At 70.4% G+C, this 23,228-nt stretch carries 23 protein-coding genes; 11 read left to right on the forward strand and 12 right to left on the reverse strand.

Annotated features, from left to right (window positions below):
* Positions 1–2: 2 nt before the first annotated feature.
* Positions 3–659 carry a TetR family transcriptional regulator gene (locus ACN0TP_RS08540; protein ID WP_417218426.1) on the reverse strand — a complete coding sequence of 219 codons (657 nt, stop codon included), beginning with the start codon at positions 657–659 and terminating at the stop codon, positions 3–5.
* 102 nt (positions 660–761) lie between these two features.
* On the opposite strand from ACN0TP_RS08540, the gene ACN0TP_RS08545 reads away from it, so the two are divergent.
* The gene (locus ACN0TP_RS08545) at positions 762–950 is read left to right on the forward strand and encodes a hypothetical protein (RefSeq protein ID WP_417218427.1); all 189 of its coding nucleotides are present in this window, start codon (positions 762–764) and stop codon (positions 948–950) included.
* Between the two features lie 16 nt (positions 951–966).
* Positions 967–1,227, forward strand: coding sequence for a hypothetical protein (locus tag ACN0TP_RS08550; RefSeq protein ID WP_417218428.1), 261 nt, complete (start codon positions 967–969; stop codon positions 1,225–1,227).
* Here the strand turns inward: ACN0TP_RS08550 and ACN0TP_RS08555 are convergent.
* Entirely contained in the window at positions 1,148–2,200 is a 1,053-nt protein-coding gene (locus ACN0TP_RS08555) for a LacI family DNA-binding transcriptional regulator (RefSeq protein ID WP_417218429.1), read from the reverse strand. The genes ACN0TP_RS08550 and ACN0TP_RS08555 overlap by 80 nt on opposite strands.
* 176 nt (positions 2,201–2,376) lie before the next feature.
* Here ACN0TP_RS08555 and ACN0TP_RS08560 point away from each other — a divergent pair, with 176 nt between their 5' ends.
* From ACN0TP_RS08560 to ACN0TP_RS08575, 4 genes are read left to right on the forward strand one after another with little or no spacing between them, the layout of a single operon-like run.
* Positions 2,377–3,375 (forward strand): nucleoside hydrolase, encoded by a 999-nt coding sequence (locus ACN0TP_RS08560; protein WP_417218430.1) that lies wholly within the window; start codon positions 2,377–2,379, stop codon positions 3,373–3,375.
* Positions 3,372–4,796, forward strand: coding sequence for an MFS transporter (locus ACN0TP_RS08565; protein WP_417218431.1), 1,425 nt, complete (start codon positions 3,372–3,374; stop codon positions 4,794–4,796). Before ACN0TP_RS08560 ends, ACN0TP_RS08565 begins: the two co-directional genes overlap by 4 nt.
* Positions 4,793–5,776 (forward strand): ribokinase, encoded by a 984-nt coding sequence (locus ACN0TP_RS08570; protein WP_417218432.1) that lies wholly within the window; start codon positions 4,793–4,795, stop codon positions 5,774–5,776. Before ACN0TP_RS08565 ends, ACN0TP_RS08570 begins: the two co-directional genes overlap by 4 nt.
* 41 nt (positions 5,777–5,817) lie before the next feature.
* Positions 5,818–6,663 (forward strand): fumarylacetoacetate hydrolase family protein, encoded by an 846-nt coding sequence (locus ACN0TP_RS08575; RefSeq protein WP_417218433.1) that lies wholly within the window; start codon positions 5,818–5,820, stop codon positions 6,661–6,663.
* Here ACN0TP_RS08575 and ACN0TP_RS08580 read toward each other — a convergent pair.
* Positions 6,660–7,346 carry a FadR/GntR family transcriptional regulator gene (locus tag ACN0TP_RS08580; protein WP_417218434.1) on the reverse strand — a complete coding sequence of 229 codons (687 nt, stop codon included), beginning with the start codon at positions 7,344–7,346 and terminating at the stop codon, positions 6,660–6,662. The two genes, ACN0TP_RS08575 and ACN0TP_RS08580, sit on opposite strands and share 4 nt — an antisense overlap.
* Positions 7,343–8,617, reverse strand: a complete 1,275-nt coding sequence (locus ACN0TP_RS08585) for an MFS transporter (protein WP_417218435.1) — start codon at positions 8,615–8,617, stop codon at positions 7,343–7,345. Before ACN0TP_RS08585 ends, ACN0TP_RS08580 begins: the two co-directional genes overlap by 4 nt.
* 70 nt (positions 8,618–8,687) lie before the next feature.
* Here ACN0TP_RS08585 and rraA point away from each other — a divergent pair, with 70 nt between their 5' ends.
* The 4 genes from rraA (at position 8,688) to ACN0TP_RS08605 (ending at position 11,375) form a co-directional block, all read left to right on the forward strand.
* Positions 8,688–9,152: a ribonuclease E activity regulator RraA gene (rraA, locus tag ACN0TP_RS08590; RefSeq protein ID WP_417218436.1), complete on the forward strand. Its 465-nt coding sequence runs from the start codon at positions 8,688–8,690 to the stop codon at positions 9,150–9,152.
* A 103-nt stretch (positions 9,153–9,255) separates the two neighbouring features.
* Entirely contained in the window at positions 9,256–9,897 is a 642-nt protein-coding gene (locus ACN0TP_RS08595; RefSeq protein ID WP_417218437.1) for a hypothetical protein, read from the forward strand.
* Positions 9,898–10,005: 108 nt separating this feature from the next.
* Complete coding sequence (locus tag ACN0TP_RS08600; protein WP_417218438.1) at positions 10,006–10,743, forward strand: YcnI family protein; 738 nt, start codon at positions 10,006–10,008, stop codon at positions 10,741–10,743.
* Between the two features lie 65 nt (positions 10,744–10,808).
* On the forward strand, positions 10,809–11,375 hold the full coding sequence (locus ACN0TP_RS08605; RefSeq protein ID WP_417218439.1) for a copper resistance CopC family protein: 567 nt from the start codon (positions 10,809–10,811) through the stop codon (positions 11,373–11,375).
* A gap of 6 nt (positions 11,376–11,381) precedes the next feature.
* Here ACN0TP_RS08605 and ACN0TP_RS08610 read toward each other — a convergent pair whose 3' ends face one another.
* The 7 genes from ACN0TP_RS08610 to ACN0TP_RS08640 all read right to left on the reverse strand — a co-directional run bounded on the left by ACN0TP_RS08610 (position 11,382) and on the right by ACN0TP_RS08640 (position 20,331).
* A complete protein-coding gene (locus tag ACN0TP_RS08610) occupies positions 11,382–12,227 on the reverse strand; it encodes an HpcH/HpaI aldolase/citrate lyase family protein (RefSeq protein WP_417218440.1) in 846 nt (281 codons plus the stop codon).
* A 66-nt stretch (positions 12,228–12,293) separates the two neighbouring features.
* The gene (locus ACN0TP_RS08615; protein ID WP_417218441.1) at positions 12,294–13,694 is read right to left on the reverse strand and encodes an LLM class flavin-dependent oxidoreductase; all 1,401 of its coding nucleotides are present in this window, start codon (positions 13,692–13,694) and stop codon (positions 12,294–12,296) included.
* Positions 13,691–14,950 (reverse strand): acyl-CoA dehydrogenase family protein, encoded by a 1,260-nt coding sequence (locus ACN0TP_RS08620; RefSeq protein ID WP_417218442.1) that lies wholly within the window; start codon positions 14,948–14,950, stop codon positions 13,691–13,693. Before ACN0TP_RS08620 ends, ACN0TP_RS08615 begins: the two co-directional genes overlap by 4 nt.
* Positions 14,947–16,671: a dipeptide ABC transporter ATP-binding protein gene (locus tag ACN0TP_RS08625; protein WP_417218443.1), complete on the reverse strand. Its 1,725-nt coding sequence runs from the start codon at positions 16,669–16,671 to the stop codon at positions 14,947–14,949. The genes ACN0TP_RS08620 and ACN0TP_RS08625 overlap by 4 nt, the downstream gene beginning before the upstream one ends.
* Positions 16,668–17,585 (reverse strand): ABC transporter permease, encoded by a 918-nt coding sequence (locus ACN0TP_RS08630; RefSeq protein WP_417218444.1) that lies wholly within the window; start codon positions 17,583–17,585, stop codon positions 16,668–16,670. Before ACN0TP_RS08630 ends, ACN0TP_RS08625 begins: the two co-directional genes overlap by 4 nt.
* Complete coding sequence (locus tag ACN0TP_RS08635; RefSeq protein ID WP_417218445.1) at positions 17,582–18,604, reverse strand: ABC transporter permease; 1,023 nt, start codon at positions 18,602–18,604, stop codon at positions 17,582–17,584. Before ACN0TP_RS08635 ends, ACN0TP_RS08630 begins: the two co-directional genes overlap by 4 nt.
* Positions 18,601–20,331 carry an ABC transporter substrate-binding protein gene (locus ACN0TP_RS08640; RefSeq protein WP_417218446.1) on the reverse strand — a complete coding sequence of 577 codons (1,731 nt, stop codon included), beginning with the start codon at positions 20,329–20,331 and terminating at the stop codon, positions 18,601–18,603. The genes ACN0TP_RS08635 and ACN0TP_RS08640 overlap by 4 nt, the downstream gene beginning before the upstream one ends.
* A 358-nt stretch (positions 20,332–20,689) precedes the next feature.
* On the opposite strand from ACN0TP_RS08640, the gene ACN0TP_RS08645 reads away from it, so the two are divergent.
* Complete coding sequence (locus ACN0TP_RS08645) at positions 20,690–21,766, forward strand: YihY/virulence factor BrkB family protein (protein ID WP_417218447.1); 1,077 nt, start codon at positions 20,690–20,692, stop codon at positions 21,764–21,766.
* Here the strand turns inward: ACN0TP_RS08645 and ACN0TP_RS08650 are convergent.
* Positions 21,763–23,022 carry an NAD(P)/FAD-dependent oxidoreductase gene (locus ACN0TP_RS08650; RefSeq protein ID WP_417218448.1) on the reverse strand — a complete coding sequence of 420 codons (1,260 nt, stop codon included), beginning with the start codon at positions 23,020–23,022 and terminating at the stop codon, positions 21,763–21,765. The two genes, ACN0TP_RS08645 and ACN0TP_RS08650, sit on opposite strands and share 4 nt — an antisense overlap.
* Positions 23,023–23,228: the final 206 nt, after the last annotated feature.

Here is a 23,228-nt window from a genome sequence, read left to right on the forward strand (position 1 = left end):
GGCTACTGCCCCGCTTCCTGTCCTGGTTCGGGAACCGAGACGGCGTCGCGGGTGGCCCGCAGGAACGCGTCATCGAGATAGAGCGGGTGCGTATAGAGCTCGACGGCGGGGCCCGCGATGCGGTTGATGGTCTCGGTGCCGAACTCGGGGTGGCCCAGTCCGCGGGCCACATGCCGGCCGAGCACCAGCAACCCGAGGGAATTGGCGACCATCCAGGCGGCGGTGGCGCGCGGGTCCTGGACCTGGCGCATGGTGCCGGCGCTGACGCCGTCGGCGAGGAGCTGCTCGGTCAACCGGACGTAGGCGTCGAAGAACGCGTCACCTGCAGCGGAGTCGTCGATGACTGCGCGCCGGATGTAGGCCAGTTCGCGTCCGTATGCGTCGGGCTGCTCGAGGTATTCGGTGAGCACATCACGCAGCCGCTCGGGGTCGTTGCCCGATTCGGCGCTGGCGCGGGCGTTGTCCAGCACGTGGGCATCGCACGCGGTGCGCAGCGCCGCCTTGCTGCCGAAGTGGTGGATCACCAGGCCCGGACTGACACCGGCATCCGCGGCGATGTCCCGCACGGTGCCGGCGGCGAATCCCCGCTGGCCGAAGACAGTGATCGCCGCATCGCGGATCCTCGCCCGGGTGGTGGCATCTTCCGGATGTGAACGCATGTTCAAGATACTAAACATCTGTTCAGCCCTGTCAAGGGTCTTTGGTCCCGGGATAGGCTCGGGGGAGAACGCCACAGCGGAACCAACCCGAGGAGCAACGCCATGCAAGACCATGACGGACACAAGATCCCGCAGGTTGACGAGCATCCGCTGCTTGGCGGAAACCGGGTGACCTCGGCGTTCCGGGAGCCCTTCGACCCGCAGGCCGGACCCCGGCGGCTTTGGCCCCTGGCCGTCGGGCTGGTCACCGCGGTGTCGGTGGTGGTGGTGCTGCTCTTCGTCGTCTTCTAGACGGCGGCGGGCCGCGATGAGCAACCCCGGGTCACGGGCAGGGCAGGTGGCGGAAGCCATCCACAGCGCTGAACTCGAGGGGTTGAGCGTGTCCACCAGAACTCGGGGAGACGCGGATTCCTACATCGCTGGCGACATCGACGCGAGTGGGCTCGTCGGCCTCGTGCGTGCCCGATACTGCCAGCGCCCACCCTGCCTCAGGAAGCCGTCGAGCCGCGCACCATCAGCGACGTCGCCAGGGTCAGCCGGGGCTCCTCGAGGGGCCGGCCGTCCATGAGGCCGCGCAGCTGCTCACCGGCATGGCGCCCCAACTCCTCGGCGGGCAGGTGCACGCTGGTCAGCGCCGGATTGCTGGTCTGCGAATAGGGCAGGTCGTCGAACCCCGCGACCGCCAGGTCACCGGGGACCCGCACACCGGCAACCCGGGCTTCCTGCAGGATGCCGTAGGCGTGGGTGTCCGTGGCACAGACGACGGCGGTGATCCCCGCGCGCTGCCAGGCGGGCCAGGAGGCGGCGAAGTGGGAGGCAGCGACCCCCACGTCGATGGTCGTGGCCAGCTGCCCCGCCGGCGGCACCTCCAGGCCCCGCGCCAGGGCCTCCTCGAGGAAGGCCGAGCGCCGCACCGCAAAGGTCGCAGTGCCGGTGATCCCGTCGACGTAGGCGATGCGGCGGTGCCCCAACCCCGCCAGGTGGGCGGCCAGGGCGCGGGCACCGCCGGCGACGTCCAGGTCCACGCCGGCCCGTCCGGTGCCGACGCCGGGGGCGTCCAGCAGGACCACCGGCCCGGGGGCGGAGAGCTCCTCGAGGAAGGCCTCATCGGGGGCGTCGACCAGCAGCCCCGCGGGGCGCAGCGAGAGCAGCTTGCGGGTCTCGAGGGCGCTGGGGAACTGGCCGGCGTCGGTGACGGAGAGCAGCAGCTGGTAGTCGCCCCCCAGGGCGGAGCGCACACCGGCGATGACGCGGGCGAAGAAGGGGTTGGAGATGTCGGGGGCGACCAGGATGACAGTGGAGCTCACACCGCGCGAGAGCGAGGAGCCGATGCCGTCGACGACGTACCCGAGTTCGCGGATGGCGGTGAGGACGCGTTCCTCGTTGGCCGCCGACACCCGGCCCGCGGATTTGCCGTTGGCGACCAGCGACACGGTGGCGGTGGAGACCCCCGCCCGTTCGGCGACCAGCGCTGCTGTGACGCGGCGGTGTCCTCGCGCACCGGGGCGGGGGGTCGCAGCTGGAGCGTCGTCGGATTCCATGCCCTCCATCCTAGCGAGTCAACGCCCGGGGCGGGCCGGGGGATCAAGCGCTTGACACCGCCGTCGCGCATCATTGCGTTAAGCGCTTGACGTCGGCGGCGTGGGGGTGCACACTTTTCTAGAAACCCCTGAACCGCCGGGCACCTTCCGGCGACCCCAATGACGTGGAGAAAAACATGGGCGCACACCCCGCGACCGACGGCCCCCGCAAGATCATCCTCGACTGCGATCCCGGTCACGACGACGCCGTGGCCATCCTGCTGGCGCACGGCAACCCGGACATCGAGCTGCTCGCAGTCACCACGGTGGTCGGCAACCAGACCCTGGCCAAGGTCACCGCCAACGCCCTGTCCGTCGGCACCATCGCCGGCATCACCGGGGTCCCGTTCGCCGCCGGCTGCGACCGCCCGCTGGTGCGCACCATCGAAAACGCCCCCGACATCCACGGCGAATCCGGCATGGACGGGCCCGCCCAGCCGGAGCCGGCGATCGAGCTGGACCCCCGTCACGCGGTGGACTTGATCATCGAGACCGTCATGGCGCACGAGCCCGGGACCGTCACCCTGGTCCCCACCGGCGGGCTGACCAACATCGCGATGGCCGCCCGCAAGGAACCGCGCATCGTCGAACGGGTCCGCGAGGTCGTGCTGATGGGCGGCGGCTACCACGTGGGCAACTGGAGTGCCGTGGCCGAATTCAACATCATCATCGACCCCGAGGCCGCGCACATCGTCTTCAACGAGCCCTGGCCCGTTGTCATGGTCGGCCTGGACCTGACCCACCAGGCGCTCGCCACCCCCGACGTCGTGGAGCGCATCGAGGCGCTGGGCACCGGCCCGGCCCGGTTCGTGCGGGAGCTGATGGACTTCTTCGCCCAGACCTACAAGGACGCCCAGGGCTTCGACTACCCGCCCGTGCACGACCCCTGCGCCGTCGCCTACGTCATCGACCCCACCATCGTGGCCACCCGCAAGGTCCCCGTGGACATCGAGCTGACCGGGACGCTGACCCTGGGCATGACGGTCGCCGACTTCCGTGCCCCCGCCCCGGCGGACTGCCACACCTCGGTCGCGACCGAACTGGACCACGCACGCTTCTGGGACCTGGTGACCGATGCGCTCGAACGCATCGGCGAGGTCGAGCTCGGCGCTGCGGGAGAGGCGGCCGCACGATGAGCACCACCTCCACCGCCCGGAACGCCGCGACCGGCGGCACCGGAACCCTGCTGTTCGCGCTGCTGGCCGCCTGCGTTGCCTTCCAGCTCAACGCCTCCATGCTCAGCCCCGCCCTGGTCACCATGGGCGAGGAACTGCACACCGACCAGGCGGCCATCGGCCTCTCGCAGACCTGGTTCTTCACCACCGCCGCCCTGTTCTCGCTGTTCCTGCCCCGGCTCAGCGACATCGTGGGGCGCAAGCGGATCCTGGTCATCATGCTGGTGCTCACCGCGGCCGGCTCCGTCGTCGCCGCGCTGGCACCGAACATCGGCTGGCTCTTCGCCGGACGCATCATCCAGGGCATCTCCGGCCCCACCGTGCCGATGTGCCTGATCATGCTGCGCTCCGCGGTGACCGACCAGCGCCGCTACGGGACCATGATGGGCCTGATCCTGGCGGTCAACGGCGGCGTGGCCGGCGTCGACTCCTTCCTGGGCGGCTACCTGGCGGAGAACTTCGGGTTCCGCAGCATCTTCTGGTTCATGGTGGTCCTCGCCCTGGTGGCAGCGGCCGCCGTGGCGTGGAAGACCAGCGAAACCAAGCCGCAGGCCGGCACCACCATGGACTGGCGCGGCGTGTTCTGCATCGTCATCGCCGTCGGCGCACTGCTCACCGCCCTGAACGAGGGGGCCGGGCTGGTCGGCGGGTTCTCGGCCTCCACGCTGGTGCTCTCACTGGTCCTGCTGGCCGTCGCCATTGCGGCGTTCGCCGCGTTCTGGGCCACCGAGAAGCGCACCCGCCAGCCCATGGTGGAGATCGTGCACCTGCGCCAGCGCTCCACCTGGGCGCCGCTGCTGACCACCATCCTGACCATGACCGGCATCTTCGCCGTCATCAACGGCATCATCCCGGCCTACGTCCAGGCCGCCGACCCCGGCTTCGGCATCGGCCCAACCGAGACAGCACTGCTCATCCTCACCCCCTACGCCCTGCTGGGCTGGATCTTCGGCCCCGTCAGCGGACGCCTGGCCCCCGTAATGGGGTACACCCGGGTGCTGCGCATCGGCATGATCGGCTCCGTGGTGGCCCTGCTGCTCATCCTGTTCCTCGGATTGGGCAGCCTGCCGCTGATGATCGTGGGCACCGCACTGCTGGGCATCATGTATGCCGGCACCGCGAACATCATGCTCAACGGGCTCGGCGTCGTCCTCTCCCCCGCGGGCAACCCCGGCTTTCTGCCGGGCATGAACGCCGGCGCGTTCAACCTCGGCGCCGGGCTGAGCTTCCTGGTCCTGCCGGCGGTCCAGGTCGGCACCGCGTCGCTGGGCGCCTCCGGCTCCTATGTGGCGGTCATCGTCACCGGCCTGGTCATCACGCTCGCCGCGTTGGCCGCCTCCCTGCTGATCCCGAAACCCGTCGAAGCGGAGGTCACCGCATGAGCACCCCCACCCCGGACCAGGAAGCGGCAGGGCGCATCGTCGTCGTCGGCTCCCTGAACGCCGACCTGACGATCTACACGCAGCGCCTCCCCGGTCCCGGGGAGACCCTGCAGGGCTCCGGCTTCGGGGTGAACCCCGGGGGCAAGAGCGCCAACCAGGCGGTCGCCGCCGGCCGGCTCGGTGCCGACGTGGCACTGCTCGGTGCCGTCGGGGACGACGCCAACGGCACCCTGCTGCTCGATTCCTGCACCGCGGCAGGAGTCGACGTCACCGCGGTGCGCACCGCCGCGAACGTGGAGACCGGCGTCGCCCTCATCACCGTGGACGCCGCCGGGGAGAACAGCATCGTCATCTCCGCCGGCGCCAACGGCACGCTCACCCCGGCCGACGTGGACCACGCGGCCGGGCTGTTCGCCGGCGCCTCGGTCCTCTGCCTGTGCCTGGAGGTGGCCCCGGAGACGGTGGTGGCCGCAGCCCGCGCCGGGCACGACGCCGGTGCCACGGTGGTCCTGAACCTCTCCCCCTACGCGCCGATCAGCACCGAACTGGCGCGCGCCACCTCGGTGCTGCTGGTCAACGCGCACGAGGCCTCCCAGTTCCTCGACGGCGCACCGATCCCCGGCCCCGACGCGCCCGACAGCGCGTGGGAACCGGTCGCCGAGCGGTTCGCCGGCCGCGGCCTGGACCGCGTCGTCGTCACCCTGGGAGCCCACGGTTCGGTGGTTCTGGATCGAACGCACGACGCCGGTGCCCCCATCACCCGCATCTCCCCCACGCGCGTGGATGCCGTGGACACCACCGGCGCCGGGGACGCCTTCACCGGCGGGCTTGCCACCCGGCTGGCCGCGGGCGAGCCCCTGGCAGACGCCGCGGCGTTCGCCTCGGTGGCCGCCGCACTGGCCGCCACGAAGAAGGGCACCCAGGCCGCCTACCCGACGGCCGCCGAGGTGGCAGCAGCCCGGGAGTCGAACCCGGCGTAACGCCCGGGCGGGATGCGGCCGGCATGTGGTGGGATGGTGGCATGAAACTTGCCACCCTCCGCCGGCCCGGTGCCGCCCAGCAGACCTTCGCCGCCGTCGTCCTCGGGGACACAGCGCATGAACTCACCGGTTTCGATGACGTCGGCACGTTCCTGGCCGCCGACGAGGCCGCCCGGCAGCAGGCCCTGGACACCGCGGCGGGGACTGCCCGTGTTCCGGTGGCCGACGCCGCGTTCGGCACCCTGGTCCCGACCCCGGAGAAGGTCTTCTGCATCGGCCTGAACTACCGCAACCACATCCTGGAGACCGGGCAGGAACTGCCCTCCCACCCGACGGTCTTCACCAAGTTCGCCCGCTCGCTCACCGGCCCGACGGATCCGATCCAGGTCCCGGCGGAGGACCACCGGCTGGACTGGGAAGGCGAACTGGCGATCGTCATCGGCACTGCAGGACGGCGCATCGCCGAGGAGGACGCGGCGGCGCACATCGCCGGATACGCCGTCTCCAACGATGTCTCGATGCGCGGCTGGCAGGGGCGGACCACCGAGTGGATGCAGGGCAAGGCCTGGGAGGCCTCGACCCCGGTGGGCCCGTTCCTGGTCAGTGCGGACGAATTCCCCGATGGCGCCAGGATCCGCACGAAGGTCAACGGGGAGGTGGTGCAGGAGGATTCGACGGCGGACCTGGTGTTCGGACCGGCCGCACTGGTCTCCTACCTCTCGACCATGGTCACTCTCATGCCGGGTGACCTCATCCTCACCGGCACCCCGGCCGGTGTTGCGCTGGGCCGGCGCAACGAGGCCGGACGGCACCCCTGGTTGACCGCCGGAGACGTGCTGGAAACCGAAATCGAGGGGCTCGGCGCGCAACGGAACCAGATCGTCTAGCCCGCTTCACCCGCCGCGGTGAAGGACAGGCAGTAGGTCAGGTTGTCCGTGGTGCTGCGGGCAGCGGCCTCACCGTCACCGGCAACGATCGCCTCGAGGACCTCTTCGTGCCCCGCTGCCCGGCAGCCGTCGAATCCTGCCTGCAGGCGTTGGGCCGTCTTCGTGCCATGGAAGACGTCCCCGAAGCTGGCATAGAGCTCCACCAGCAGGGCGTTACCCGAGGCCCGGGCCACCGCGAGATGGAATTCCCAGTCGGCGGCGATCCACGCTTCCACGTCTTCGGCCGCCCAGGCGCGGCGTCGTTCGGACAGGATGGCGCGCAGCCCCTCGATCGCCGGGGCGTCCGCTGCCGCGGCGGCCAGCCGCGCTGCCTGGGCATCCAGGGCAAAACGGACCTGCAACACATCCTCGTCGACATGCCGGTCGTAGGCCTGCTGGACGGCCCCCTGGATTTCACTGTCGGTGCGCACGTAGGTCCCGTCGCCGCGGCGCACCTGGAGCATGCCGGCATGGGCCAGTGCCTTGATCGCCTCGCGCAGGGTCCCGCGGGAGACGGAGAAGCGTTCCATCAGTGCCGGTTCGGCGGGGATGCGCTGCCCGACGGGCCATTCGCCGGCCGCAATGGCCGCACGCAACGCCTCGATGACCTCCTGGGCCAGGGGCGTGCGGTGGGGGCCGGTCATGCGCCCACCCGCTCGCTGCGCAGGACCCGGGGCCGCCCGGACTCCCCGGCGGTCAGGGCCAGGCACAGCACCATCTGGGCCAACGCCACCACCACCAGCAGCCACAGCGGCAGTCCCCAGGCCCCGGTCAGCCCGTGGATCAGCCCCATCCCGAACGGGCCGGCGGTGGCCACCAGGTAGCCGACCGACTGGGCGACGGTCGAGATTGCTGTCGTCTCCGCGGGGTCCTGGCCACTGCGGCTGATCACGATCAGCACCAGCGGGAACACCGAGATGCCCAGCCCCAGGAAGAAGACAGCCAGCACGGACAGCGAGAGCGGCAGCAGGGCCAACCCCGCCAACCCGGCCATCACCGTCACGCAGCACAGCATGAACGCCCGGCGCAGCCCGCGCGGTCGGGCAGCCAGTGGCAGCAGGACCAGGGTGAACGGGACCGTCACCAACTGCATGCCGGCCAAGAGCAGCCCCGCCATCGCGGGCTCCATGCCGCGGGAGATCAGGATGACGGGCAGCCAGCTGATCAACGAGTACGCCAGCAGTGCCTGGACGGTGAACAGTCCGGTGATGAGCAGTCCCTTGCGGGTGCGCAACACCTGCAGCGGGGAGAGCTCCGCGCCTGCTCCCGGGAGGTTCCGGGGCCTGCTGCCGAGGGCCAGCGGGATGAAGACCAGGGCGGAGACAGCGGCCAACAGGGACCAGGCGGCCAGGCCCAGCGTGGGCGATTGAAGCTGCAGGGCCAGCGGAACGCCGAGGGCGGAGGCCGCGGTGGCCCCCACCGACATGGTGATCGTGTAGGTGCCGGTCAACAGGGAGGTGCGGTGGGCATAGTGTTCGCGGATGAACGAGGGCATGGTCACGTTGCACAGCGCAATGCCGCACATGGCGGCCACGGTGCCCAGCAACAGCATCCCCACCGAGGGGATCGCCCGGACGCCCAGGCCGGCGGCGAGCAGCACCAGGGCCAGCAGGATGGTGCGTTCCAGGCCGACCCGGCGGACCAGCCACGCGGTGGCGGCGCCGGCGAAGGCGAAGGTCAGCGTGGGAATGGACGGCAGCACGGCGGCCACGAGCGGGCCATACCCCAGGACCTGTTGCAGGTCGTGGAACAGTGCAGCGGCGCTGGCGATCCCGGCCCGCAGGTTCAACCCGACCAAGACGATCGCGATGACCCCCAGGACCACCACGAACCGGGTGCGCGGGGCGGCGTGCTGGGCCACGGATTCGTCGAAGGTCGCGACGGGCGCGCTGGGGGAAGGCGGGATGGCTGGCATGCTTAAACATTAGACGTCTGATGTCTGCATGGACGCATCATGTGACGCATCCCCCACCTATGCTGGTTCCATGACGTTCACTACCTGCGACGTGTACGACGCCGACGAGACCTTGCAGTCCCTCTCCCTGCAGCTGCAGAACCTGGGCGGCCGCGCCCGGTTCAGCGGGCCGGTCCGCACCATCCGGTGCCACCGGGACAACGGGCTGGTCAAGCAGGTCCTCAACGGCCCGGGCGACGGAGCCGTCCTGGTGGTCGACGGCGGTGGATCGCTGGAATCGGCCCTCATGGGGGACATGATTGCCGCAGCCGCCGTGGCGAACGGATGGGCCGGCGTCGTCATCAACGGAGTCATCCGCGACCGGGTCGAGGTGGCCGGGCTGGATCTGGGCGTCAAGGCGCTGGGGTCCAACCCGCGCAAGTCGTCGAAGGACGGGGCCGGGGAGCTCGACGTCGTCCTGGACTTCGGTGGCGTGAGGTTCCGTCCCGGGGCCATGCTCCACAGCGATGAGGACGGGATCCTCGTCGCCCCCTGACCTCCACGGCAGACACCCGGCCGCCCCCGATTCGTTGCGCGTGGGTGACATTCGATAATTTGGTGGGGGCCGCCTCCGCGGCCCGACGGCGAAAGGGGATGGCATGAACGCGACTGCCCCCTTGCGCCTGTTCCGTTCCGCCGCCGTGACCACCACCGTGTTGTCGCTGGCCGCCGGCGCCCACGTCCTCGGTGGCGCACCCCTGCCCGGGATGCCCGTGCTGGTGCTGCTCGCCGCGTTGGTCAACATCCCCGTCGTCCTGCTGGCCGGCCGCCGGATGGGGATGCGGACGCTGGTCCCCCTGCTCGGCGTCGGCCAGTGGTCCCTGCACCACGCCTTTGCGTGGTTCGGTGCCAGCGGCGCCTGCACCGGCGGATCCGGCCACGGTTCCGCGGGGCACGCCCACCACCTGCAGACCGTGGTGGCCTCCTGCGCCGGCGGCGACGGTGCCGCCGCCCTGGCCGGGCTGCACACCGCCAGCTGGGGACTGCCCATGCTGGCGGCCCACCTGTTGGCCATTGTCCTGACGGCGCTGGCCCTCTCCCGCGGCGAGGACGCCCTCTGGTTGCTCATCGCCTGGCTGCGCCCACTGGTGTGGCTTCCGCGCGCCGTCCTCGTGCACGCTCCTGCCCCGCGCCTGCAGGCCATCCGTTCCCTGCCGGTGTTGCGCCCCCGTTGCCCCGCCCGTGCCGAGCGCCATCGCGGGCCGCCGGCACGCCTGCACCCGGCACCCGCCCTGTCCTGACGCAGGAGGGCGGCCCGGGCTCGTTTCGCCGGCCGGAAACCTCGGCCGGTTCCCCGAACCACCCTCCGTGGCCGTGCCCTGCGCGGCCCTGCAAAGGAACGATTTCCGATGACACACACCACCACCCCCACGCGCCACCGTCTGGCCACCACCACTGCAGCCGCAGCAGCCACCGGCGCACTGATGCTGCTCGGTGCCGGCATGGCCTCGGCCCACGTGACAGTGAGCCCGAACAAGACCGCCGAGGGCACCTACGCCCACGCCACGTTCAGCGTGCCCAACGAATCGGACAGCGCAAAGACCGACAAGCTCACCGTCCAGCTGCCCGAGAAGACGCCCTTCACCTCCGTCAGCGTCCAGCCGGTGGAAGGCTGGACCGTGAAGGTGAACCAGGGCAAGCTCACCCAGCCCGTCGAGGTCCATGGCACCACGGTCACCGAGGCGGCCACCTCGATCACGTGGACCGCCGACCGGGCCCATCAGATCGGGCCTGACGAGTTCCAGACGTTCACCGTTTCGCTGGGCACGTTGCCGGCGGCGGGTACCGAGGTGGTCCTGCCCGCCACCCAGCACTACACCGACGGCTCGGTCGTGAAATGGGATGATCCGGCGACCACCGACGGCCAGGAAGCCGAGCACCCGGCACCTGCGTTCACCACCACGGCCGCCGCAGCAGACGATGCACATGGCGGCTCCGCGGCGTCTTCGGCGCCGGCCGACGAGGCGGCAGCCGCGCCGTCGACGTCCGATGACGGCGTGGGCGTGGCCGGGCTGTGGATCGGCGTGGTCGGCCTGTTGGTGGGCGCGTTCGCCCTGGTCAGGACGTTCGGAACCCGCAAGAACTAGTCTCCGGCGCCCGGGTGGCCCGCCGTGCGGCGGCGGGCCACCTGGCCTTCCTGAAAGCGAATGCCATGAACCCCACAACTTCCACCCGCCGTCGCCGGCCGGCCGTTTCGCGCGCCGTTACCCTGATGGCTGCAGTCCTGCTGGCCTTGTTGGTCCCGATCGGTGCGGCCAGCGCCCACGACACCCTGGTTTCCACCAGCCCCGCGGAGGGCTCCACCGTCGCGGACATGCCGGCGAAAATCGGCCTGACGTACGACAACATCCCCATCGCGATGGGATCTGAAATCCGCGTCGTCGACGACGCGGGAAACAACTGGGCCCAGGGCCCGGCCACTGTCACCAACCGCGTGGTCACCCAGGCGGTCCAACCGGGCACGCCAGCGGGCACCTACACCGTGCAGTGGCGCGTCGTCTCCTCCGATGGGCACCCCATCCAGGGCAAGTTCAGCTTCACGACCACGAGCGGGGCGCAGCCCGGGGCGGCCACCCCGACCGCCGCGGATGCCGCCCCGGAACAGCACGGGGAGACGTCGCGGGGCCTGGCCCCGTGGGTCATCCCCGTGGGCGTGGCAGTGCTGATCCTCATCGGTGCCGGAGCCGTCATCGCGTGGCGGCGTTTGGGCACCGAGTAGACGGGATCAGGCGTTCCAGAGGCCGTAGGAGTCGGCCAGGTCGGCGATCTTCTGCGCACGCGCCAGGCGCGGCAGGTACGAGCCGTCACCGACGGCAGCGCCTGCCGCGTGGGCCTCGAGCAGCTCATGGGCCCAGGACAATTCGTCGGTGCTCGGCGAGAGCCCCTGGTTGATGTCCTCGACCTGGCCCGTCGACAGGCTCAGCTTGCCGGTCATGCCCATCGATGCGGTGACCTTGCAGCCGGCGAGGACGTCCGGGGAAGCGGCTGCAGCTGCCGCCGGCCCGTCGATGGCGCCGGGGAGCTGCCCGACGCGCGAGGCGACGACGAGCTTGCCCCGGGCGTAGGCCAGCGCCATCGGGTCCTCCGAGACGCCGGTGTCCTTGCGGAAGTCGTTGGTGCCGAACGCGAGGCGGAACGTGCCCGGGGCCGAGGCGATCGCGGTGGCGTTCTCGATTCCGATGGCCGATTCGATCAGCGCCAGAACCGGCGTGCCGGCCTGCAGGCGCATGGCAGTGTAGGTGACCTGTTCGGGCTTTTCGGTCATGGCGAGCATGACCCCGCGCAGGCCCTTCGTCTTGGACAAGGCCGCCAGGTCATCGGCCCAGAAGTCGGTTTCGATGCCGTTCACGCGCACCCAGGCGGTCATGCCGGAGTTCAGGGCCTCCACCACTGCATCCCGGGCGGCTGCCTTCTGTGCGTCCGGAACCGCGGCTTCCATGTCGAAGATGACCGAGTCCGCTTCCGAGGCCAGGGCCGACGCGTAGGTCTCCGGCTTGGAGGCGTTGACCAACAGCCACGAGCGGGAGAGTTTGGCAGGCAGGGACGCGGCGCGGCGGTTACGAAGGGACATGCCCCCCACATTACCGAGTCCGCTGCCCGCCGTTCCACTGACGGGACGCCGGTCACACGGCATTCGTCACCTGACGGTGCTACCAGCCAGCTGGGTAGCCGCGGCCGCACCTTCACCGAAGGCGCCGCGGTAGCGGGCACCCGGGTGGTTTTCCGGCAGCCGGTCGCGGCCGAAGATCTTCCGGCGCAGCGTGCCGGGGCGGTATTCGGTCTTGGCCAGTCCGCGGCGCTGCAGCGTGGGCAGGATCCGCTCATTGAATTCCAGGTAGCTGCCGGGAAGCCGCCAGTTCATGACGTTGACCCCGTCGATCCCGGCCCCCTGCCATTGCTCGAGCTGGTCGGCAATCTGGTCGGGTGTGCCGGCGACGATGCCGCGCTGGATCCTTCCCCGGGCCAGATCGGCCAGGGTCGGTTCACGGTCGGGGTGGGCCCGGCGCAGCCAATCCACGAAGCCCTGGCCACCGTTGTTGGGGATGTCGCGGAGCTCGGTGTCCTCCGGCAGGCGGGATCCGTCGGGGAGGATCCCCAGCGAGGAGTGCGTGAGGTAGCCGGTGACCGATGAATACTCCTCGAAATCGGCGCGCCGGCGGTCGACTTCCGCCTGGGTGCTGCCCACGATGAAGCTCAGTCCCTGGAAGAACTTGATGTCCTCCGCACGGCGGCCGGCGGCGACGACCTCGGCCCGGGCATCCTCGGTGTGCTGGCGGGCGACCTCGGGCGTGGGCGGACCGATGAACACCGCTTCGGCATGCCGGGCGGCGAAGCGGATGCCCCGGGCCGAGCCACCGGCCTGGAACAGCAACGGGGTGCGCTGCGGCGAGGGAGCCGGCAGGTGGGGCCCCTCGACCGAATAGCGGGGCCCGACATGGTGGATCTTGTGGATGCGGGACGGGTCGGCGTACCGCCCGCCGGCCTTGTCGACCAGCACTGCGTCCTCGTCCCAGGATCCCTCCCATAGCTTGTAGGCCACCTCGAGGTATTCGTCGGCCCAGTCGTACCGGGCATCGTGCTCGGGCAACCCGGGGAGGCCGAAGTTCCGTGCGGCATTCTCCTGGGTGCTGGTCACGATGTTCCAGGCCACCCGGCCGCGGGACAGGTGGTCGAGGGTGGAGACCTGCCGGGCGAAGTTGAACGGGTGGTTCTGCATGACGTTGGACGTGTAGGCCAGGCCGATGTCCCGGGTGGCACCGGCGAGCGCGCCGAGCAGGATGGCCGGGTCGTTCGAGGGGATCTGCAGGCCCTCGGTGACGTTGTCGGCGTACTGTCCTCCGGCCGGGCCGTAGAGGCCGGTGACGTCGGCGAAGAACATGGCGTCGAACAGGCCCTCCTCCAGTGTCCGGGCGAGTTCGATCCAGAGGTCCAGGTCGTTGAACTCGTGTTGGCGGGCGTCGGGGTGCCTCCACTGTCCGTGGTGGATGTGGGAGGGCGTGTTCATGAGGAAGGCGTTGAAGAGCAGTGGCGTACTCATGCTGGTTCTCCTGTCGTGGGCTCGGCATCCTGGTGCGGTGTGCCGACGTAGATGGCCGTGGTGTGCTGGTCGCCGGTGAGCCGGTGCTGGCCGACTTCCCGGGCACGATAGATGACCGGGTTGTGTTGGCCCAGGACGCGGGCATTGCGCCAATGCCGGTCAAGCCCGAGTCCCTCGGAGACGGCGGAGGCGCCGCCGACCTCGAAGAGCTGGTTCGTCACCGCCAGCGTCTGCTCGACGACGAAGACCTGCGCTTCGGAGACCGCGGCATCGAGTTCCTGCGTGGCGGGTGCATCAAGGTCCCCCACGGTGTACCGCCGGGCCGCCTCCTGGATCCGCACGCCCAGCGCGTCCAGTACCGCATCGATGGCGGCCACCGAGCTGGAGAGACGGCCAATGACTTCCTGGACGAGCGGATCACGCTGGGCCGAGTCCCCGATCCCATGGGAGAAGGTCCGGGTCCGTCCCCGGACATAGCGGACGGCGTCGTCGCGGGCGGCGCCGGCGATCCCTCCCAGGGCAACCAGCAGGTTGGCCTGGACATAGGCCGCAGTGAATCCGGTTCCCCCGCGGGGGGCGTCCACCACATCGTGCGGGTCCACCGCGACGTCCTCGAAACGCGCGGTGCCCGAGGCGGTCAGTCGTTGGCCGAATCCATCCCAGTCATCGACCACGTGCACGCCCTCGGCGTCCCGGCGGACGGTGGCGCGCACGCTGGCACCGGTTTCCGTGTCGGCGTGGACCTGGATCCAGTCGGCATAGAGGCTGCCGGTGCTGTAGTACTTCGTCCCGTTCAGGACCAGGTGTCCGCCGCGCTCGATCAGCAGGGTCGAGTTCGTTCCCGGCGCGTTGCCCTTTTCGGTGGTGGCGTTTCCGAGGATCCCTCCGGCGGTGATCCGGGCGAACCAGCGGGAACGACGGGCCGCATCCGGCGACGCGAGCAACGATTCGACGGCGGTGAAATGGGCCCTCAGTGCCTGGACCAGGTTGGGATCGGCCTGGGCCAGGGCACGTAGCAGCCGCAGGCTCTGGGACAGGGTGGCCCCGCTGCCTCCGTCGGCGTGGGGGATGCGCACCGCGGTGAAGCCGGCCTCCGCGAGTCGGGCGACGGCGTCGTAGGCCAGGGAGCGGGATGCCTCGCGTGCGGCCGCGCCGGCGGCAATGTCCGCCAACAGGGGTGCGAAACGTGCCAGCAGCTGCGCAGTGGTCGGTGGGGTGCCGGTGTTCGGGTCCTCGGTGATGGCCAGGGCGGTCATGGGCGTCCTTCCGGATCGTGGGGTGCTGCCGCCCGGACCCTCCCGGTCGGGGAGGCCAGGCGGGGTGCCGCCTCGAGCAGACGGCGGGTGTAGTCCTGGGTGGGGTGGGCGAAGATCTCCTCGGCGCGGCCTGCCTCCACCACGTGCCCGTCCTGCATCACCAGGATTTCGTCGCTGATGTGCCGCACGACGCCCAGGTCGTGGGAGATGAAGACGTAGCTCAGGCCGAATTCGCGTTGCAGGGCATCGAGCAGGTCCAGTACCTGGGCCTGGATCGAGACGTCCAGCGCGGAGACCGGCTCGTCGCAGATGATGATCTCCGGGCCGCTGGCCAGAGCCCTGGCGATGGAGACCCGCTGGCGTTGTCCCCCGGAGAGCCACAGTGGCCGGCGCACGGCCAGCTGGGCAGACAGGCCGACGGTCTCGAGCAGTGCGGCGACCTCGTCGCGCACTGCGGTGCGGCTGCGTTTTCCGCTGCCTGACACGGCGTCGGCGAGGATCCGTCCCACGCTCCATTGGGGGTCGAAGGAACCCAGCGGATCCTGGGCGATGGTGGCCACATGACGACGGCGGGGCCGCCGTTCCCGTTCGGGGACCGCGCTCCACGGCAGGCCCAGCACCTCGATGCTGCCCCGGTCAGGGCGGGTCAACCCCAACGCCATGCGGGCCACGGTGCTCTTGCCCGACCCGGACTCCCCCACGATCCCCAGGGTGGACCCCCGGCGCAGGGCGAAGGACACGTCCCCGACGGCCACGCGGTCGGTGCCGTCGGGGTTCCGGTAGGACTTGCGCAGGTTCACCGCGTTGAGCACGACGTCCGGTTCCCCGTGTCCACCGGTGTGCGAGCCGGCCCGGGCGGTCATGAGGTTCCGGTGCCGCTCCGAGATGACGGTTTCCTCCGCCGAGAGCCGGCTGCCGCGCGGCTTGTCGGTGGGCACGGCCCGGAGCAGGCGGCGCGTGTAGTCGTGGCGGGGGTTGGCCAGCACCTCGGATGCCGGGCCCGACTCCACGATCTGCCCGGCCTGCATGACGGCAATCTGGTCCGCCAGTTGGGCCACGACCGCCAGGTCATGGCTGATCAGCAGCAGGGCCGAGCCGGCCCGTTTGCGCTCGGCCAGCAGGTCAAGGATTTGCGCCTGCACGGTGGCATCCAGTGCGGTGGTCGGCTCATCGGCGACCAGCAGTGCCGGGTCGGCAGCGATGGCCGAGGCGATGAGCGCGCGTTGGCGCAGGCCGCCGGAGAGTTCACCGGAGCGTTGGCGGATGCGCTGTTCCGGATCGGGGATCCCCACCTGCTCGAGCAGCTGCAGGACCCGCCGACGGCGTTGCCCCGGTGGCAGACGTGTGTGCAGGCGCAGGGAGTCGTCGATCTCCGCACCGATGGTCCGCAAGGGGTCCAGCGACACCAGGGCGTCCTGCAGGATGTAACCCACGCGGTCACCCCGGACCCGGCGCCAGGCGCGGTCGCCGAGGGCCCGCAGGTCCTCCCCGGCCAGCTCGATCCGGTCGGCCTGGATCCGTGCGCCGTGTCCGGTCAACCCGATCAGGGTCCTGGCCGTGACCGACTTGCCGGAGCCGGACTCCCCCACGATCGCCAGGCACTGCCCGGCGTGGAGGTCGAATCCGATGCCGTGGACTGCCGGGACGGGGGCGTCGGCGGGGCCGAAACCGATCCGCAGGTTGCGGACGCTGGCCACCGGTGGTGCCTGGGTGGTGCTCATCGGTTCTCCTTCAGGTGTCGTTGCACGCCGTGGCCGATCAGGGTGGTGGTAGCGGCGCTGAGCACGATGCACAGCCCGGGGAAGACGGTCAGCCACCAGGCGTTGCCGATGTACAGCCGCCCGTTGGAGAGCATCGAGCCCCATTCCGGGTCGGGCGGCGTGGCCCCCAGCCCGAGGAAGCTCAGCGACGAGGCCCAGACGATGGCCTGCCCGATGCCCAGCGTGGCCAGCACGAGCAGCGGCGCGGCCACGTTGGGCAGGATGTGCTGCCGGATGATGAACCACCGGGATCGCCCCTGCACCAGCGAGGCCTCCACATAGCCGGAGTGCCGCACCGAGAGGACCTGGGATCGGATCATGCGGGCGTAGCCGGGGGCGGTGGAGAGCCCCACGGCCACCGTCGTGGTGACGACGCCGGGGCCCAGGATGGTGATGACCAACAGGGCCAGCAGCAGGCCGGGAAACGCGAAGAGGACCTCCAGGAACCGCGAGACGCCGAAGTCCAGCGTCCGGGTGCCCAATCCGGCCAGGGCGCCGAGCACGGTGGCGACGCCCAGGCCGATGACAGTGGCCAGCACGCCGATGAGCAGCGAGCTGCGCGCACCATGGATGACCCGGGAGAAGACGTCCCGCCCTGATTCGTCGGTGCCGAACCAGTGGCCGGGCCCGGGCGGGGTGAAGGCCACTGCCGGTTCCATGGCCAGCGGTCCCGACGGGGCCAGCACCCCCGGGATGGCCGCCGCCGCAACCAGCACCGCCAGGAGGCCGGCCGGAAGCAGGATGGATGGGCCCAGCCGCAGCAGCCGGTTCCGCCGGCCCGCGGGTCCCGGGGCAACGGGTTCGGCCGGGGCGTGCGAGCCGGTGTCCGGCGCGGTGGTGGACACCTGGCCGGTTCCGGGGATCGGGGCGCTCATGCGGCACGCAACCGGGGGTCGGCCAGGCGGTCCGCCAGGTCGCTGAGCAGGGTGACCACCACGTAGATGGCGGCGACCAGGACCACGACGCCGAGCACCAGCGGGACATCGCGCACCAGCACCGACTGCAACAGGGTGCGTCCGATCCCGGGACGGGCGAAGACCGTCTCGACGACCACTGCACCGCTGATCAGCGATCCGATGGCCCAGCCGGACAGGCCGATGGCCGGAAGGGCTGCGTGGCGCAGGGCATGGCGCAGGCTCACCTGCGTCTCCGCTTCGCCCCGGGCCCGGGCCGAGAGGGCGAACGGCGATTCCATGGCCGTGAGCATCGATTCGCGCATCACCTGCCCCAGGAATCCGGCCAGCGGGATCGCCAGCGTCGCCACGGGCAGGATGAGCCCCTCCACCCCGGGGGCGCCGCTGGTGGCGGGTAGCCACTGCAGCTGGACGCTGAAGACCAGGATCAGCAGGCTGCCGAGCCAGAAGTGCGGAACCGCAGCCGAGACGACCTCCAGCAGGTTGCCCACCGTGGTGGCCACGCGGCCGCCGCGGGCGGACCACAGGGCCAACGCCAGGGCCATTACCCACGCGGCGGCCAGGGCAAGAACCGCCAGCAGCAGCGTGCTGCCGAGCTGTTCGCCGAGGATCTTGGCCACCGGTTCACGGAGCTGGTAGGACTGGCCCAGGTCCCCGGTAGCCAGTCGGGCCAGGTAGGCGGCGTACTGCACCAGCAGCGGACGGTCCAGCCCGTTGGCCTCGCGCGCCTGCTGGCGCATCGCCTCGGTGGCGTTGTTCCCCGGCCCACCCAGCAGCGCGTCCACGGGGTCTCCGGGGACGAGCCGCAGGGCGAAGAACGCCAGGGTGGCCACGGCCCAGAGCACGACGGCGGCACCCAGGATGCGCTGGATGGCGAGCCGGGCGAACGGGGCAGTGCCCCGTCGTCGTGCAGGGATCTCGGGTGGTGTGGCGGCGGGCGTGGCCAGCACTGCCGGCCGGGTCTCGGTGGGTGTCGTCATGATCGGTCCAACCAGGTGTCGTAGAAGGTGGGCATCCCCAGCGGGGACAGGAGCTTGACGCCTTCGACGTCAGCACGGAACCCGAGCCGGGTCTGCTGGTCGAAGATCGGCAGGGAGAGGTACTGGGCGTCGATGAGCCGTTGTGCCTTCGCGTAGAGCCGGCCGCGCTCGTCCTCGTCGCCGGTGGTGGCCGCGGCGCGGAGGGCGGAGTCGATCTTCCGGGCCGCCGGTCCGGTGAGGCCGTTGTTGTTGGCGTGGTATCCGCCCCTGATGACGGAGGGGATGTGCGCGGAGTCGTAGACGATGTTCAGCACCGACGGCGAGTTCTTCGTGTAGTACAGCGGGGCCAGCCCGTAGTCCCAGGCGTAGCGCCGGGCGTTGAAGCTGGAGGTCTCCTCCTGGCTGATCCGCAGCTCGAACCCGACGGCCTTGGCGCTGGCCTGGAACTGCTCGAGGACCGAGACCGGAACGAGGATCGAGTCGTTCTGGATGACGGTGCTCCCCAACCGCTTCCCGTCCTTGGTCCGGTAGCCCTCGGCGTCGCGGGCCGTCCAGCCCGCCTGGTCCAGCAGCCGGTTCGCCTGCTCCACATCGGTGGAGTAGACGGCAGGTTCCTGCAGGTTGTATTTCGTGATGCTGCTCAGCACCGAGTTCGATCGCGGGACGGTGCCCATGAAGATGCTCTTCAGTGCCGCGTCGACGTCGACCGACCTCACGAGGGCCTCGCGGACCCTGACGTCGTCCAAGGGGGCGGCGGTGGTGTTGAACGTCAGGTTCACCACGTGGCCGGGGCGGGATCCAATCAGTGTGTCCAGGGCCGGGTCGGCATCCGCGGCGACTGCGTTTTGCGGCTGCAGGACGTCGATGGCGTCGACCTCCCCGGATTGCAGGGCGGCGAACCGGGCGGCGTGATCGGGCAGGAAGCGCCAGATGATCTTCTCCAGGTACGCCGGTCCCGTGTGCCCTGCAGTGGGCGGTGGGGTGTCGTAGTCCTCGTTGCGGGTGAGCACGACCTCCTGCTGCTTGTCCCACCGCTGGACGGTGAACGGTCCGGTTCCGACCGGCGAGAGGCAATTGGCGTCGGCGCCGCGGGCCAGTGCCTTCTGCGACTGGATCGGCAGCCAGACCTGGGAGAAATGCTCCAGCAGGGCGTTGTCGCGTTCGGAGAGGTGCAGCCGGGCGGTGAACTCGTCGACCTTTTCAACGGAGGCGACCTTCTCGACAGCCAACAGCGCGGTGCTGGACAGGGTCTTCGGGTCCTTGATGTAGGCGACGTTGTCGATGATGGTCTGGGCATTCAGCTGCTGGCCGTCGGTGAAATGCACGTCGTCGCGGACGGTGATGTCCAGCGAGAGCCGGTCCGTGGACCACTTCCAGCGCGTGGCCAGCCACGGAAGGATGTCGCCGTCCTCGTTCTGGAAGAACAGAGGTTCCAGGTACTGCGTGGACACCAGCGCCTGGGGGACGTTCCCGGAGACGATGGGATCCAGGCACGCCGGCTCGACGTCACCGGTGGCAAAGGTCAACGTCCCCCCGCTCACCGGTTTGCCGCCGGAGGCCCCGGTGTCGGCCCGGCTGGCCCCGCCACACGCGCTCAACGCGAGGGCGAGCACCGCCATCATGGCGGCCAGCGCCCTGGTGTGGTGCGTTCTCCCGGCGGTGCGGCGATACCGCGAACGGACGGTCGGATCGGGTGGTGCCTGGTACGCCGGCTGGCGATTTTCCACGGATGCTCCTTGAAGTCGGCGGCATCCGGGCGGAGGGGTGGATGCCGTGCTTCGATGGGAACCCATGCGCGGTGCGCGCCTCAAGCGGGCCGTCACGTGGCGCTCAACGACGTATTTTCGGGTCATATGACGCGGCCTTCGACCCGCTTCCGGTGGGTTTGCGGCCCGGCGGGGTGCCAGGCGGCGCCACACGGCGACATCTATGGACTTGTCCTTGACCGGCGGGCCCGCCTCGGCTAGGGGGCCGTGGGCGGACCGAGGCACCACGTGGACCCGCCTGGTTGTGACGGGGAAGAACGCATGCTTGACTTCCACACACGTGCTTCGACGACCACCCCACGACACCAGGAGGTTTCGAATGACCGCTCGACACCAGGCAGACCCGGCCGCCGGGACCGCACCGCGGACCGAGGACCGACGCAAGCCCTCCGCGCCGCCCGAGCTGACGGGCAGCTCCTGGAAATATGTCCTCAAGCGCACCGTCCGGGAATTCACCCGCGACAAATGCACTGACCTGGCGGCCTCGTTGACCTACTTCGCTGTCCTGTCGGTGTTCCCGGCCCTGTTGGCGCTGGTGTCCCTGCTCGGCGTCGTGGGCCAGGCGAAGTCGACCACGCAGACGATGATGCGCATTCTCGAGGACGTGGCCAGTCCCCAGGTCGCCGACACCCTGCGCCAGCCGATCGAGCAATTGGCCAGCGCGCCCTCGGCAGGATTCGCGCTGATCGCCGGCCTGTTGGGTGCCCTGTGGACGGCCTCCGGTTATGTCGGCGCGTTCGGCCGGGCCCTGAACCGCATCTATGGGGTCGAGGAGGGGCGCCCGTTCTACAAGCTGCGCCCGTTGATGCTCCTGGTCACGCTCGTCATGCTGCTCATCGCGGTGTTCATGGCGATCCTGCTGGTGGTCTCGGGGCCCATCGCCAGGGCCCTGGGTGATGTCGTCGGGCTCGGAGACACCGCCGTGATGGTGTGGGGCATCGCCAAGTGGCCCATCCTGGTGGTGTTCGCCGTCGCGCTGATCGCCGTCCTCTACTACGCCACACCGAACGTCAAGCAGCCCAAATTCCGGTGGATCAGCCTGGGCTCGGTGATCGCACTGCTGGTGCTGGCGATCGCCACCGTGGGGTTCTTCTTCTACGTTGCGAACTTCGGGAACTACAACAAGACCTACGGGGCCATCGGCGGGGTGATCGTCATGCTGTTGTGGATCTGGATCGCCAACAACTCGCTGCTCTTCGGCGCCGAATTCGACGCCGAACTCGAACGTGGGCGCGAACTGCAGGGAGGCATTGCCGCGGAGGATTCAGTGCAGCTGCCCCTGCGGGACACGAAGGCCATCGACAAGCTCGCCCGGCAGGAGGAGCAGGACATCGAACAGGGACGCGAACTGCGGCGCGAATCGGCCTCCGACGGCGACGGCTCCGGGAAAGGCTAGCGGGCGAGCTTCTTCAGGTTCACGGTGGGATCGGCCAGCTGGGCGGGATCCACGCGGATCCGCCGATCGATGATCCTCCGGGCGGCCCGCACCGCGAGTCCCCCGTCGATGGCGGCGCACCCGGTGAGGTAGCCGTCGTCGTCCACGCGGAAGGCGATGGCCGGCTGCCCGTCGATCTCCCGGATCACGGTGCTCCCCGATCCCGTCATGGAGCCGACGCCCTCGACGTGGACCCCATGGCGGTCCGACCAGAACCAGCTGGCCCCGTGGACGGGCACGTCCACGCCGGCGATGGCCGCGGCCGCGGTGTGGCCGGTGTTCATCGCGCTTTCCCAGTGCTCGGCCCGGCGCCGCAGGGTCCCGTCGCTGTCGCGGATCCGGGCGGCGTCGCCGACAGCGTAGACCCGCGGGTGGCTGGTGCGCTGGCGTTCGTCCACGATGACGCCGGCTTCCGTTTCCAGTCCGGCGGCCTCGGCGAGCGCCGTGTTGGCGGTGATGCCCACGCCCACCAGTACGGCATCGGCGCCGATGGTCCGGCCATCGTCGAGCCCGATGGTGTGGCCTGCTCCGTGGCGCTCGATCGAGGTGGGGACACCCGTGATGACTTCCAGCCCGCGATCGGCGTGCATGTCATGCAGGCGGCGGGCCAGTTCGGGTCCCACCGCGGGAACCAGGGGCGGGTCCACGGGATCGATGAGCACGACGTCGGCTCCCAGTTCGCGGGCCGCCGACGCGGTCTCGGCACCGATCAGCCCGGCCCCGATGACGGCCAGCCGCAGGCCGGGACGCAACACCGCCCGCAGGCGGTCGGCATCGGCGCGGGTGCGCAGCTCCAGCACCGTGTCCAGGTCGCCGCCGGGGATGGGCAGCCGTCGGGCGGTCCCGCCGGTGGCCAAGACCAGGACGTCGGCCTGCAGCACCGTCCCGTCGGCCAGGTCGGCCTGGCCTGCATCGGGCCGAAGGGCCACCACCGTCCCGGTGAGGATCCCGACGTCGTGCGCCGTGGCCCAGTCGGCATCGGCGAGCAGCAATCCCGCCCGGTCCGTGTGGCCGAGCAGGTAGGCCTTGCTCAGCGGCGGCCGGTCATAGGGCAGCCCCTCGGGGTCCACGATCCGGATGACCCCGGTGTGGCCGAGGGCGCGCAGTTGCCGGGCCGTGGAGAATCCGGCCAGCCCACCGCCGATGACCAGGACGGAACGCGTCCCGTCTCCCGGGTCCGCCGCCGTGTGCCCCTGTGGGCGTGCCGCACCAGTCATCGCATCCATCCTCGTTTCCGGCGCCAACCGCCCCAACCAGCCTACCGAGGACCCGGCCGGTGCTCCGTTGCCCTCCCGGCTCCCGGATACCTGACGGCCGCGGCGTAGCATGAGCGCAGAGGCGCCTCCCCCCACCAGCGGTTCCTGGGCTACAGGATCCCCACGTCAACCGGAACGCCACGTACGCGGCCACAGAGCTCCGACCC

The sequence above is a fragment of the Arthrobacter sp. genome (assembly GCF_048266065.1).
GTDB lineage: Bacteria > Actinomycetota > Actinomycetes > Actinomycetales > Micrococcaceae > Arthrobacter_H.